This window comes from Bradyrhizobium sp. Pa8 (genome assembly GCF_052588265.1).
In genome coordinates this window covers 6,262,771-6,275,169 of record NZ_CP176767.1, presented here as the reverse complement: position 1 = coordinate 6,275,169, position 12,399 = coordinate 6,262,771, and the positions used below count along the sequence as shown (strand labels likewise).

The following is a 12,399-nucleotide window of genomic DNA, read 5'->3' as shown; positions in this document are numbered from 1 at the left end:
CCCAACCCTAATACGGTTCCCACGCGGGGCGCTGACGACCCTTGGCGTTGCAATGCCTCGCATCCTACCACAGGTATTCGTCGTCAGGTTGTGTTCTGCGCCACAAACGGGTCACTCCCGAAATCCAAGGCCACCAGGCCAGGAAACAGGCTCGTCCCTGAAGACGGCCCCGGCCGGTGGGGCTTGATAGGGGTGAAGGCCGGGGCCGCTTGGGGATGCTTGGCCCTTGGCAAAGACCAAGCGAATCCGAGTTTAGTCGACCCTCACCGCGCCTCTGTTCGTTTCAGCACATAATTACCAAATTTTCCTGACCCGCATTCACATGCGCAAATGCATCTCGAGGGCGGCATGGTTTCCCTATCGTCTTCAATTGGCAGACGACGGGGACGTGCGTATTTGCCTGACCGAGCACCCTCGCAGAGCAGATTTTTTCATTCGGATGGGTGGCATCGGTTGGAGTATCTCCGACCGAGAGCGCAAGGGCCTGGCGATCATTGAAACAGAGTTTGCGGCCAATCTGACAGGGACAGGCCGAACGGCTGCTGCATCAGCTTCTGGCTAGCCCAGTGAACGACTGAGCCTGGGCCCAAGCCATCCCTTCAAGCCATCCCTTCAAGCCATCCCTTCAAGCCATCCCTTGGAGCCGCTGGCCTGGGCGTCGCACTTCCCATTGGCCGGCGGTCCATTTGGGCTGCGCCCGATGTCTATGCGGGCGAGCGGCAGTCAAGTCCGCCGCATTGCCAAAAATTCCCGCGACCGATGGGCCACGGCAGACCCTGCTGCGCCTTCGCATGTGCCGCCACCGAGACGGCCTTAATTCATCTTGCGAAGCTTTCGGATGAATTCCCGGGGGCGTCGGCTTGCTCTTTGGCGGCCTGTCGGGCTTGCCCGGTGCGCTCCGGATCGGGAGACGGGAGCGGCTTTGGGGGGACTGATTTTCGGTCACCTATCTCGGTGTCCCAAACGCAGCTGTGGCAAGTCTGACACCGGAACTGCCGAATGATCTCACAAGAAATCCGTGCAATGAGCGATCCCCGGTAAGGTTACAATCGCACCCGGTGCACGCGCCCAGGCTCGGATCGCCAGGTTGGCCGCCTTCAAAACCGAGGGGCGCAAGATTTGAAGCGCATCGCGGATCGTTGCGCTCAGGGGCTGCTGAAGGATCCGTGTGCGCAGCCGGGCAACCCGCAATGCACGCACCATCGTTTCAGGATCGGGAAGTCCGCGCTTATCCTCCAGAAGGCTCCAGGCGAGGTGCTTGAGTTCGATGGTCTCTTGGTCAATCTGAGGGAACGATCCCAATGCCGTGATGCTCGCGTGGTTGGTCGTGTCGTAGAACACAAGACCGTCGTCGATCGCCACCATGTCGCCCTGGCGGGCGAGATCGAGAAAGAACAGTTGGTCCACGCCCCAACTGATCGACTTGTAGTTTCGCATCAGGCAACCGGCGCGGATGACCTTGCCGTTGATCAGCAGGGTCGACGGGACAATCCCAAGCAATCGGGTCTTGCCCGCCAGATAGAGATCCGTCAGGCACTGCTGGCCCGAATACAGATAAACTTGGCGTCCTCGCCGGTACTTTATGCCGCTGTCCTGAACGAGATGAGATGTGGAGGTCATGAACGCAGCGGTGGGATACGTCCTCGCCAATTCCGCAAAAGTCGCAAGCGATCCTGGCGTGAGCCAGTCGTCGTCGTGCAACACTTTGATCCAGTCGCCGCGACATGCGAGCATCGCGTTGTTGGTATTCTCAACCTGGCCCCGGCCGCGGTGGTTCTCGATAACGCGAATGCGCGGGTCGCTCCGCGCGTGCTCGGACAGGATGCTCCAAGTCGCGCCCTCTGGACCTTCATCGTCGCTGATCACCATTTCCCAGTCGGCGTGCTCCTGTTGCAGCACGCTTTCAATCGCACGGTGCACCATCTCCGGTCGACGGAAGGTGGGTATTGCCACCGAAATGAATGGGCGGTGTTCCGAACTCTGGGAGCTATCGAACCGCTCGGCGTACAATTGATCCATTCAGTCGTACCTCGTTGATCGAAGCGGTCGTGGCTGGAAGTGGCAGACCCTTCTTCGGCTTGAGCCTGTTCGCAGAGCAGCTTGAACGTTTTCGAATCGAGCGAACGAGGCGCGTAAATGCTAGGGAGACGATTGGGACGCGGTCATCGTCCATTCGCATGACATTTGTTCCCGCAGGCCGCGACGTTTCGAAGCGGCCGACTGTGGTAAGTTTACCGTGTGTGCAGTGTGTGCCACGGGCCTCACCGATCTATAGATGAGGCTGTAGTCCTACTGTTCCAACGCTCTCGGGATGCGGTCACTGTGTTGGATATGCTGCGCCTGCGAGGCGTAGGAGTTGTCTAGCAGCTTGCGTGCTTCGCTGGCGTCGGGCCTGACGTAGCAAGGTCCGCAATGCGCTCTTTCTGCTCGGCGAGATGCTGCCGCTTGCCTTTGGCGACGTGCCGCTGGACTTGATCCAAATGACGGAGTTGCACGGCGCAGTCCATGCGCCAAGAGAAACCAAATCAGGCCACTTCGAAATTCAACTTGAGGCACTGCGGCCGGAAACAAGCGACATCAATGAAAGAGGCCGCCAACTGAGGCGCCTTACTTTGCTCCGCTGGACTTTATGGCTTGCTCGACCTCATCGGCCAGCCTGTTAAAATGTAGATTCAGTCTGTCGTACATTTCGCGCTTGACCTTGTCAGTCGCAAGGTCGCGGATCAGGGCGGCCTCTGCCGCGTCCTTCCGGAGCTTTTCGATTGAAGCCTGGAAGTCCTTCATTTCGGCGGCTGCAAGCCGGGAGATCGCGCCCAATCGTCCAGATGGTTCGCAACGTCGGCTTGCCGCGCCTTTCTAATCAGGGCCTCTCGTGCCGGACCCGGTGGAAGCTTGCCGGCCTGCTCTTGAACCTTCTTAGACCAAGCTGCTAGCCGATCTTGAAGAGTGACCTGCTGTTTGAAACGCCGCCGGTTGAACATGGCGCGCTCCTTTCCATGAGAGGAAGGCGGGAGCGCTGTGATGGGCGATCTCATCACAGATAAAAGCCACGATCCGGTCTGTGATGCTCCATTAACGCACTTCGAGCCGGCGAGTTCTGTTCAAAAGTGTACACAACTCCGGCCACTCACATCTCGAAATGGGGCGCTGAGGTCGGAAACAGGACAGCACCAAAATCCGGGTGCCGTCCCAATCAGGACACGCGGCAAATCGAATTAGGACACTGAGAAATTTATGAGTGGCAGAAGCAAAAACGCCGCCCGCTTAAAATGAGCGCGGGCGGCGGCTTTCCAGCCCCGGTGGGTTTAGCGCAAAGCTCCGGTGAGGATGATGTTGCACAAGTTGTGCCAAGGTTTTGTGTCGCGTATCAGGACAGGTGGCCTGACTGAAGTCAGTGGCGGCGTTACCGCACACCCATGAAGAGCGCTGCAACAAACAGTGCGGCGCCGAAGGCCGCGATGCCAAGGCAGATACGCGCGTGAACTGAATACGGATTGATGTGAGGCTGCTTGATCATGGGCCTTACTTCGGCGGCTGCAAGCCCGGCGACTTCGCCCACTCGTCCAGATGGTTCGCCACGTCGGCTTGGCGGGCCTTCCTGACGAGGGCTTCACGATCTGCACCCGGCGGAAGTTTCGCGGCCCGCTCTTCGAGCTGCTTCGCCCATGCGGACAGGCGGTCCTGAAACGTAAGCTGTTGCTTGAAACGACGCCGTTTGAACATGGCGCGCTCCTTTCCATGAGAGGAAGGCGGGAGCGCTAATGGCGTTCTCATCACAGATAAAAGCCACGGTCCGTTCTGTGATGAATGAAAATAGCACGGCGAGAATTTGGGTTCCTTGCCGAATGTTAACTTCTCGAACTGGGACGCTCCCAGGATCAAACCAGGCCACCGCGTTCGGAAACAGGCCAGCGCCAAAATCCGAGTGCCGGCCCAATTAGGACACGAGCTCTGTCAGATCAGGACATCAATAAAAACGCCGCCCGCTTAAAATGAGCGCGGGCGGCGGCTTTCCAGCCCCGGAGAGGTCGATGCAAAACCCCGGTAACGATTAGTCTGCACAACCTGTGCCAAGGCTTTATGTCACGTTGCGGGACACTGCCGAATTCAACCTGGGACACTGGGGGCCAAATACGGACAGCACCCTCCGCCCGCAATTGAGCGCCATGTTGTTGGGGTGGGCGTGTCGCCAAAGCCCAGAGAACGGACGCGGCAACGTTCATCGCGGCAAACGTTCATAAGGTCTGCCGATCTTGAAGTCCGCCGATGTTGCCGGGTTTATCGACGCCGCAACGGGGCGCTTTGCTAAGCTCCGCATCTTCAAGATGGTCCATCGGGATCAACCAGTCGATACGAAGGGGGCTTCCCTGGCAGAAGGAAGACTTCACGAAACGAAAGAGGCCGCCAACCGAGGCGGCCTCACGAGACCCGGCCCATCGCCAACGCGCGCATTGTACGATGGACCGTTCCGGGTGGATGGCGCGAGAGTGTCGCGCCACAGACCGGAATCTCAATCGCTTTTGTCGGAGAGTCGTTCCCGTCAGGCCGCCAACTGAGGCGGCCTTGCTTCATCCGCCCACAAAGCGGGTTATCGTGACCAGAAATACGAAGCCGATCCCGGTCACGACGAGGAAGGCGAAAAAATACCAGATGCGATACATACCGAGCTAACCCGGGCGTGCCGCGGTGGTTCAGGAGGTCGGCGAGCTCTCCGCCCATCTGGTGGTCTAGGCCGAGGTTGGACGGAGAGCCGCGCGCCGGACCCCCGTCGCGTGACAATGCTAGGAACGTGCCATGACAGTCGTGTGAAACTGTCGGCGCCGCTCAGTGGACGTTGATCTTATCCAAAGGCAGACGAAGCTCCGCCGCACGCTCCTGGCGATCGCGCCTGCGGAACTCATTTTCCTTCTGTTCGAATTTGATCATTTCCTGCGCGGCAGCTTCCAATAGCCGATTGCGCCTGTCCGCCTGCTGCTGCGTGTTTTCCGTCATCACCCAGACTCCCTCAACGACTAGCGGCACCATCCTCAGACAGGCCAGACACCCCAAAAGATTCGCTAGGGATTGCGGATTTATGACGGCGACGTTCGGCTCGCGGATACACCGATCGTAGTCCCGAGAACAAAACGGGCCGCTGTCCTTTTCAAATCAGGCCATCGAGGCCGGAAACAGGCCAGCGCCAAAAATCCGGGTGCTGTCCTAACTAGGACCCCCGATCTGGCAGATTAGGACACAAATGAAAACGCCGCCCGCTTGAAATGAAGCGCAGGCGGCGGCGTTCCAGCCCCGAGAGGGATTAGCAAAATCCCGGATATCGATTAGTCCGAATGGATGACGAGAAGGTTCAACAGCACAACGCGACCAAGCTCAAATGGATGCTTGGCGGCGCTGCGTCGAACTGGGCACTGAAATCCCCCAGCCCAATAGATACGGGTAGGAGACGAGATCGTTTCACAGTACCCCACACCCGCAAAAGAACATATTGCGAACCTAGAACAAATAGGGTACATTGGTTTTATCGCCGGCCTGCCCCGCCAATCGTTTGTCCCTCTAGCGAATCCTCGCCATAAGGAGCACGACCCAATGTCCAACACTGCCCTGCGTATCGTCGAAGGATCTTCCATGGACAAGAGTAAAGCTCTGGCCGCCGCGCTCTCCCAGATCGAGCGCCAGTTCGGCAAGGGCTCGGTGATGAAGCTCGGCAAGAACGACCGGTCGATGGATGTCGAGGCGGTGTCCTCGGGCTCCCTCGGGCTCGACATTGCGCTCGGGATCGGCGGTCTGCCGAAGGGGCGCGTCGTGGAAATCTACGGGCCGGAATCCTCGGGCAAGACCACGCTGGCGCTGCACACGGTGGCGGAAGCGCAGAAGAAGGGCGGAATCTGCGCCTTCATCGACGCCGAGCACGCGCTCGACCCGGTCTATGCGCGCAAGCTGGGCGTCAACATCGACGAACTCCTGATTTCGCAGCCGGATACGGGCGAGCAGGCGCTGGAAATCTGCGACACGCTGGTGCGCTCGGGTGCGGTGGACGTGCTGGTGGTCGATTCGGTCGCGGCTCTGGTGCCGAAGGCCGAGCTCGAGGGCGAGATGGGCGATGCGCTGCCGGGTCTCCAGGCCCGTCTGATGAGTCAGGCGCTGCGCAAGCTGACGGCCTCCATCAACAAATCCAACACCATGGTGATCTTCATCAACCAGATCCGCATGAAGATCGGTGTGATGTACGGCTCGCCGGAAACCACGACTGGCGGCAACGCGCTGAAATTCTATGCCTCCGTCCGCCTCGACATCCGCCGCATCGGCGCGATCAAGGAGCGCGACGAAGTGGTCGGCAACACCACGCGCGTCAAGGTGGTGAAGAACAAGCTGGCCCCGCCCTTCAAGCAGGTCGAATTCGACATCATGTACGGCGAGGGCGTCTCCAAGATGGGCGAGATCCTCGATCTCGGCGTCAAGGCCGGCATCGTCGAAAAGTCCGGTGCCTGGTTCTCCTATGACAGCCAGCGCCTCGGCCAGGGCCGCGAAAACTCGAAGGCGTTCCTGAAGGCCAACCCCGACATCACCGCCAAGATCGAGACCTCGATCCGCCAGAACTCCGGCCTGATCGCCGAGCAGATTCTTGCCGGCACGCCAGAGCGCGACGCCGACGGCGAGGAGCCGGGCGACGAGTAAGTCCTAACGCGAAGAACTTTCGCGAGGAGCGGGCGCTGAGGACGTTGAGTTGCCGACGTCGTCAGTGCCCGTTTCGTTTGGGGGGAGGGGCGTCGGCAATGAAGCGTGTGATCCTGACCAGTTCGTCCGGCGTTGGTCTTGCCTACGCGGATCGTGCCGACATGGTCGTCCCGCTGATCTTTCGATTCGTGTCAGGGCCGCTGCCTACCTCGCACCACCTCCAGCAATACCTGACGGGAGGCTATGTCAGAGGCGATCCGGAGGTGCGTTGGTCCGATCTTGTTGGCCGGTTGCCTCAGACCGGTCTCGCGCACAAGGAGACTGGCCTGATTTGGTTTTGCGAGACCTATGGCGTCGATCTCATCGAGCTGTGGTTCGACCCTGAGCCTAATAGTCAGTTGCAACTGATCTGGATCCTCGACTATTTGCGGTCCCATTCATCGATCACCGATCGTCTCAGATTGCGACGTGTCAATTTCGATCTGCGCGGAGCGGACGGCACGGAGCTTCGCGATCGTACGGTGCGGGAATCGGAGGTCGCGGACTGCGACTTCGAGATCGCCAACATGGCTTGGGAAGCCTATCGGGCGCCGACGCCTGAACTTTGTTTCGGGCTTCTGAGCAGGGAATTGCCCAGGCTGCCTTTCCTGAAGCCGGCCCTGGAAGCATTGCTGGCAGAACTGCCGTCTCCGATAACCGGACTGGGTGCGACGGAAGCGCGGCTTCTCGACCTGATTGCCAGGGGGCACAACCGTACCAAGGAGCTGTTCCAGCCGGGCGGGCCGCTCGAAACGCGCGTGTTCGATCAGTGGGAGCTGGGCCCGTTGCTCGAAGGGCTTGCATGCGGCCCGATGCCGGCGCTCGCGGGTCTCGATCCGAAACTCGCGACGCTCGCCCCACATGATGCGCGAGGTCGCAACGCCGCCTATCGCCGGAGTCGGCTGTCTCTGACAGAGTTTGGCAAAGCAATTTTGGAAGGCCGTGAGGATTTCCGCCGGCATAACCCGATCAGACGCTGGTGGGGTGGCACGCTTCTCACCAACGAACGGCTCTGGCGGTGGGATGCGCAGAGCCGTTCGCTGGTGGCGCCTTGAGCCGGGACTGTAGGGTGGGTTAGCGTCAGCGTAACCCACCTCTTCTATTTCCCTGGAGACCGAAGTGGTGGGTTACGCCAGCGGACTGCGCTTTGCGCAGCCGCCAGCTAACCCACCCTACGATCCCTTACTCCGCCGCCTCCGCGTAGTCGCTGACCGGCGGGCACGAGCACACCAGGTTGCGGTCGCCATAGACGTTGTCGACACGCCCCACCGGGCACCAATATTTGTCGGTGCGCGATGTGCCCGCGGGGAAGCAGCCCTCGGCGCGGGTGTAGGCGCGCTTCCAATCGTCGTCCGCGATGTCGTGCACGGTGTGCGGGGCGTTTCGCAGCGGCGAAGCCTCGATCTTGAAGCGGCCGGCCTCGACCTCGGCGATCTCCTTCCGGATTGCGATCATGGCGTCGCAGAACCGATCCAGCTCCGCCTTCGATTCCGATTCGGTCGGCTCGATCATCAGCGTGCCCGGGACCGGGAAGCTCATGGTCGGGGCGTGGAAGCCGTAATCGATCAGGCGCTTGGCGATGTCGTCGACGGTGACGCCGGATGTCGTCTTCAGCGGCCTGGGATCGATGATGCACTCGTGCGCGACGCGGCCCTTGTGGTTCTTGTAGAGCACCGGGAAGTGCGCATCGAGGCGCGCGGCAATGTAGTTGGCGTTGAGGATCGCGATTTCGGTCGCGCGCTTCAGGCCGTCGCCGCCCATCATCAGAATGTAGATGTAGGAGATGGTGAGGATCGACGCCGAGCCGAACGGCGCGGCCGAGACCGGACCGACCGGTGCGTCCCCATTCGTCGCGGGATGACCGGGGAGGAACGGCGCGAGATGCGCCTTGACGCCGATCGGGCCCATACCCGGGCCACCGCCGCCATGCGGGATGCAGAACGTCTTGTGCAGGTTGAGATGGCTGACGTCCGCGCCGTAATCGCCGGGCCGGGACAGGCCGACCTGCGCATTGAGGTTGGCGCCGTCCAGATAGACCTGGCCGCCATGGTCGTGCACGATGTCGCAGATCTCGCGGATGTGCTCCTCGAACACGCCATGCGTCGAGGGATAGGTGATCATCACCGCGGCGAGATCGTTCGAATGCTTCTCCGCCTTGGCGCGGAGATCGTTGACGTCGACGTCGCCGTTCTTCTCGCAGGCAACCACCACCACGTCCATGCCGACCATCGCGGCCGAAGCCGGGTTGGTGCCGTGGGCGGAGGAGGGGATCAGGCAGATTTTTCGGTGCGTCTCGCCGCGCGCGGCATGATAGCCGCGGATCGCGAGCAGTCCGGCATATTCGCCCTGCGCGCCCGAATTCGGCTGCAGCGAGATCGCGTCATAGCCGGTGATGTCGCACAGCCATTTTTCCAGCCGCGCGAACATCGCGTGGTAGCCCTTGGCCTGCTCGCGCGGCGCGAACGGATGCAAGGAGGCGAACTCCGGCCAGGTCAGCGGCATCATCTCGGTCGTCGCGTTCAGCTTCATGGTGCAGGAGCCGAGCGGAATCATCGCGCGGTCGAGCGCGAGGTCGCGATCACTGAGCTTGCGCATGTAGCGCAGCATCTCGGTTTCCGAGCGATGCGCGTGGAACACGGGATGGGTGAGGAAAGCGGTGGTGCGCTTCAGCGCCTCCGGCAGCGCGTCGCGCGTGGTCGCGTCGATCTCGGCATAGGCGAGCGTGCCGCCGAATGCGCGCCAGACCGCCTCGACGGTCGCCGGCGTCGTGGTCTCGTCGAGCGCGATGCGCAACGGGGTCTCACCGACGCCAAGATTGATCTTCTCGGCGGCGGCACGGCCGACGATCTCGGCGCGCTTGGCACCGGCATCCACGCTGAGCGTGTCGAAGAAGCTATCCGACTGCGGCGCGAAGCCGAGCTTGCGCAGGCCGGCGGCGAGCACGGCGGCGCGGCGATGCACATTGCGCGCGATCTGCGCAAGCCCCTCGGGGCCGTGATAGACCGCATACATCGAGGCGATCACGGCGAGCAGCACCTGCGCGGTGCAGATGTTGGAGGTCGCCTTCTCGCGACGGATGTGCTGCTCGCGGGTCTGCAGCGCGAGGCGATAGGCAGGCGCGCCACGGGAGTCCACGGAGAGGCCGACGATGCGGCCGGGCAGCGAGCGCTTCAGCGCGTCGCGCACCGCCATATAGGCCGCGTGGGGGCCGCCATAGCCCATCGGCACGCCAAAACGCTGCGCCGAGCCGATCGCGATGTCGGCCCCTAGCTCGCCGGGCGAGGCGAGCAGCGTCAGGGCGAGCAGATCGGCGGCAACGATCGCGAGCGCGCCCTTGGCCTTCAAGGTCGCGATCGCGGGCCTGAGATCGCGCAACGCGCCCGAGGAGCCCGGATATTGCAGCAGCGCGCCGAGCACGTCGGATTTGTCGAGATCGGCGAGGGGATCGCCGACGATCAGGGTCCAGCCCAGTGGCTCGGCGCGGGTGCGCATCACAGCCAGCGTCTGCGGATGCACGTCCTTGTCGACGAAGAAGGCCTTTGCTTCGACCTGCGAGTGCCGCTCCGCCAGCGCCATCGCTTCCGCCGCGGCGGTCGCTTCATCCAGCAGCGAGGCGTTGGCGACGTCGAGACCGGTGAGATCGCAGATCATGGTCTGGAAGTTGAGCAGCGCCTCCAGCCGGCCCTGGCTGATCTCGGGCTGGTAGGGCGTGTAGGCCGTGTACCAGGCGGGATTCTCCAGAATGTTGCGCTGGATCACCGCGGGCAAAACCGTGCCGGAATAGCCTTGGCCGATCAGCGAGGTGAAGACCTGGTTCTCTCGCGCGAGCCCGGCCATGTGCGCGATCGCCTCGGTCTCGCTCAAGGGCTTGCCGAGATCGAGCGGGGTGGCCTGCCGGATCGAGGCCGGCAGCGTCTCCGCCATCAGCGCGTCGACGCTCTTGGCGCCGACGGCCTCCAGCATTGCGGTGACGTCGCGCGCCGACGGGCCGATGTGGCGGCGAACGAAGGTGGCGGCGGTCTCGCCGCTGGATTTACGGTGCGCGGTCATCGCTTGCTCCATTGTCCTTAAGCCGTGTGGGCCTTGTAGGCGGCTTCATCCATGAGGCCGCCGAGCTCGCTCTTGTCGGCCATCCTGATCTTGAAGAACCACGCCTTGCCTTGCGCGTCCGAGTTCACCAGCGCCGGTTCGGCGGCGAGCGCGTCGTTGGTCTCGAGCACTTCGCCCGTAACAGGCGCGTAGACGTCGGAGGCGGCCTTCACCGATTCCACGACGGCGGCGGCTTCCGCCTTCTTCAGCGCACGGCCGACCTTGGGCAGTTCGACGAACACGACGTCGCCGAGCTGCGACTGCGCGTAGTCGGTGATGCCGACGGTGGCGACGTCGCCGTCGATGGCCAGCCATTCGTGGTCGGAGGTGTACAGCGTCGTGGTCATTTTCTCAGTCCTCAGCGTTTGTAGGTGTTTTTCACGAAAGGCATGGCGGCGACCGTGAGCGGCAGCCGCTGGCCGCGCACCTCGGCGAAGAGTTTTGTATCGAGCGCGCTCGATGCGGTGGGCACATAGCCCATCGCAACCGGCGCGTTCAGGCTCGGGCCGAAACCGCCCGAGGTGACCTTTCCGATCGGCTCGCCGCCCGCGTCATCCGCAAACAGCAGCGCGCCCTCGCGCACCGGCGCGCGGCCTTCCGTGCGCAGGCCGACGCGGCGGCGGCTCGCGCCGTTGTCGAAATGAGCCAGGATCTTTTCGGCGCCGGGAAAACCGCCGGCGCGGGCGCCGCCGCTGCGGCGGCTCTTCTGCACCGACCATTCCAGCGCGGCCTCGACCGGCGTGGTGGCCGTGTCGATGTCGTGCCCGTAAAGACAGAGCCCGGCCTCCAGCCGCAGGCTGTCGCGCGCACCGAGCCCGATCGGCATCACGTCGGGATTGTCCAGCAGCGTTTTGGCGAGACGCTCGGCATCGGCCGCGGGGACCGAAATCTCGAACCCGTCCTCGCCGGTATAGCCGGAGCGCGAGACGGAGCAGTCGAGACCGGCAACCTTGTGCGGGCCGGCATCCATGAACTTCATGGTGGGCGCCTCTGCACATAATTTCGCCAGTGTGGCTTCCGCCTTCGGGCCCTGGAGCGCGATCAGGGCGCGGTCTTGAAGCGAATCGATGATGCAGTCGTCCGAGAGATGCGCGCGCAGATGCGCCTCGTCCGCTTCCTTGCAGGCGGCGTTGACGACCAGGAACAGGTGATCGCCGAAATTGGCGACCATCAGATCGTCGAGAATCCCGCCGTCCGGATTGGTGAACTGGGCGTAGCGCTGCCGTCCCGGGGCAATCGCCACGATATCCTGCGGCACCAGCCGTTCCAGCGCGCGGGCGGCGTCCTCGACCTTGCCCGACTTCGGCCGAAGCGCGAGCTGGCCCATGTGGGAGACGTCGAACAGGCCGGCCTGGCTGCGGGTATGGAGGTGTTCTTTCAGGACGCCCGCAGGGTACTGCACAGGCATGTCATAGCCCGCGAACGGCACCATCTTGCCGCCGAGGGAGACATGAAGCCCGTGAAGGGGCGTATGTTTGAGGGAATCTTGGTCGTCGCGCGCAAGCATTACGGGGGCCCTCGGTGGTTCCCCGGGGACAATTCCCCGGTAGCAACCAGTCGAAGCCCCATCTGTCGCTGTGCCTGAGAGTATTATCCCGT

The 12,399-nt window shown here is 62.4% G+C and carries 9 protein-coding genes; 2 read left to right on the top strand and 7 right to left on the bottom strand.

What is annotated here, in order from left to right; all coding sequences use genetic code 11:
* Nucleotides 1-1,005: 1,005 nt before the first annotated feature.
* The 4 genes from ACKWRH_RS29785 to ACKWRH_RS29770 form a co-directional block, all read right to left on the bottom strand.
* Nucleotides 1,006-2,019, bottom strand: coding sequence for a glycosyltransferase family 2 protein (locus ACKWRH_RS29785; protein ID WP_445216414.1), 1,014 nt, complete (start codon nucleotides 2,017-2,019; stop codon nucleotides 1,006-1,008).
* Between the two features lie 588 nt (nucleotides 2,020-2,607).
* On the bottom strand, nucleotides 2,608-2,784 hold the full coding sequence (locus ACKWRH_RS29780; protein WP_445216413.1) for a hypothetical protein: 177 nt from the start codon (nucleotides 2,782-2,784) through the stop codon (nucleotides 2,608-2,610).
* A gap of 738 nt (nucleotides 2,785-3,522) precedes the next feature.
* The gene (locus ACKWRH_RS29775) at nucleotides 3,523-3,723 is read right to left on the bottom strand and encodes a hypothetical protein (protein ID WP_445216412.1); all 201 of its coding nucleotides are present in this window, start codon (nucleotides 3,721-3,723) and stop codon (nucleotides 3,523-3,525) included.
* Between the two features lie 1,101 nt (nucleotides 3,724-4,824).
* Entirely contained in the window at nucleotides 4,825-4,992 is a 168-nt protein-coding gene (locus ACKWRH_RS29770; protein ID WP_445216411.1) for a hypothetical protein, read from the bottom strand.
* 591 nt (nucleotides 4,993-5,583) lie between these two features.
* Here ACKWRH_RS29770 and recA point away from each other — a divergent pair.
* Nucleotides 5,584-6,672, top strand: coding sequence for a recombinase RecA (recA, locus tag ACKWRH_RS29765; protein WP_445216410.1), 1,089 nt, complete (start codon nucleotides 5,584-5,586; stop codon nucleotides 6,670-6,672).
* Nucleotides 6,673-6,770: 98 nt separating this feature from the next.
* Nucleotides 6,771-7,766, top strand: a complete 996-nt coding sequence (locus tag ACKWRH_RS29760) for a hypothetical protein (protein WP_445216409.1) — start codon at nucleotides 6,771-6,773, stop codon at nucleotides 7,764-7,766.
* A 127-nt stretch (nucleotides 7,767-7,893) separates the two neighbouring features.
* Here ACKWRH_RS29760 and gcvP read toward each other — a convergent pair whose 3' ends face one another.
* The 3 genes from gcvP to gcvT are packed head-to-tail and all read right to left on the bottom strand — an operon-like array spanning nucleotide 7,894 to nucleotide 12,307.
* Entirely contained in the window at nucleotides 7,894-10,761 is a 2,868-nt protein-coding gene (gene gcvP / locus ACKWRH_RS29755) for an aminomethyl-transferring glycine dehydrogenase (protein ID WP_445216408.1), read from the bottom strand.
* 17 nt (nucleotides 10,762-10,778) lie between these two features.
* Entirely contained in the window at nucleotides 10,779-11,147 is a 369-nt protein-coding gene (gene gcvH / locus ACKWRH_RS29750) for a glycine cleavage system protein GcvH (RefSeq protein ID WP_445216407.1), read from the bottom strand.
* 11 nt (nucleotides 11,148-11,158) lie between these two features.
* The gene (gene gcvT, locus ACKWRH_RS29745) at nucleotides 11,159-12,307 is read right to left on the bottom strand and encodes a glycine cleavage system aminomethyltransferase GcvT (protein WP_445216406.1); all 1,149 of its coding nucleotides are present in this window, start codon (nucleotides 12,305-12,307) and stop codon (nucleotides 11,159-11,161) included.
* Between the last annotated feature and the right edge of the window lie 92 nt (nucleotides 12,308-12,399).

What these genes read in the sequence shown, in the direction of transcription:
- ACKWRH_RS29785 (WP_445216414.1), bottom strand. Translation starts at nt 2,019, where the DNA reads ATGGATCAATTGTACGCCGAGCGGTTCGATAGCTCCCAGAGTTCGGAA.
- ACKWRH_RS29780 (WP_445216413.1), bottom strand. Translation starts at nt 2,784, where the DNA reads ATGAAGGACTTCCAGGCTTCAATCGAAAAGCTCCGGAAGGACGCGGCA.
- ACKWRH_RS29775 (WP_445216412.1), bottom strand. Translation starts at nt 3,723, where the DNA reads ATGTTCAAACGGCGTCGTTTCAAGCAACAGCTTACGTTTCAGGACCGC.
- ACKWRH_RS29770 (WP_445216411.1), bottom strand. Translation starts at nt 4,992, where the DNA reads ATGACGGAAAACACGCAGCAGCAGGCGGACAGGCGCAATCGGCTATTG.
- recA (WP_445216410.1), top strand. Translation starts at nt 5,584, where the DNA reads ATGTCCAACACTGCCCTGCGTATCGTCGAAGGATCTTCCATGGACAAG.
- ACKWRH_RS29760 (WP_445216409.1), top strand. Translation starts at nt 6,771, where the DNA reads ATGAAGCGTGTGATCCTGACCAGTTCGTCCGGCGTTGGTCTTGCCTAC.
- gcvP (WP_445216408.1), bottom strand. Translation starts at nt 10,761, where the DNA reads ATGACCGCGCACCGTAAATCCAGCGGCGAGACCGCCGCCACCTTCGTT.
- gcvH (WP_445216407.1), bottom strand. Translation starts at nt 11,147, where the DNA reads ATGACCACGACGCTGTACACCTCCGACCACGAATGGCTGGCCATCGAC.
- gcvT (WP_445216406.1), bottom strand. Translation starts at nt 12,307, where the DNA reads ATGCTTGCGCGCGACGACCAAGATTCCCTCAAACATACGCCCCTTCAC.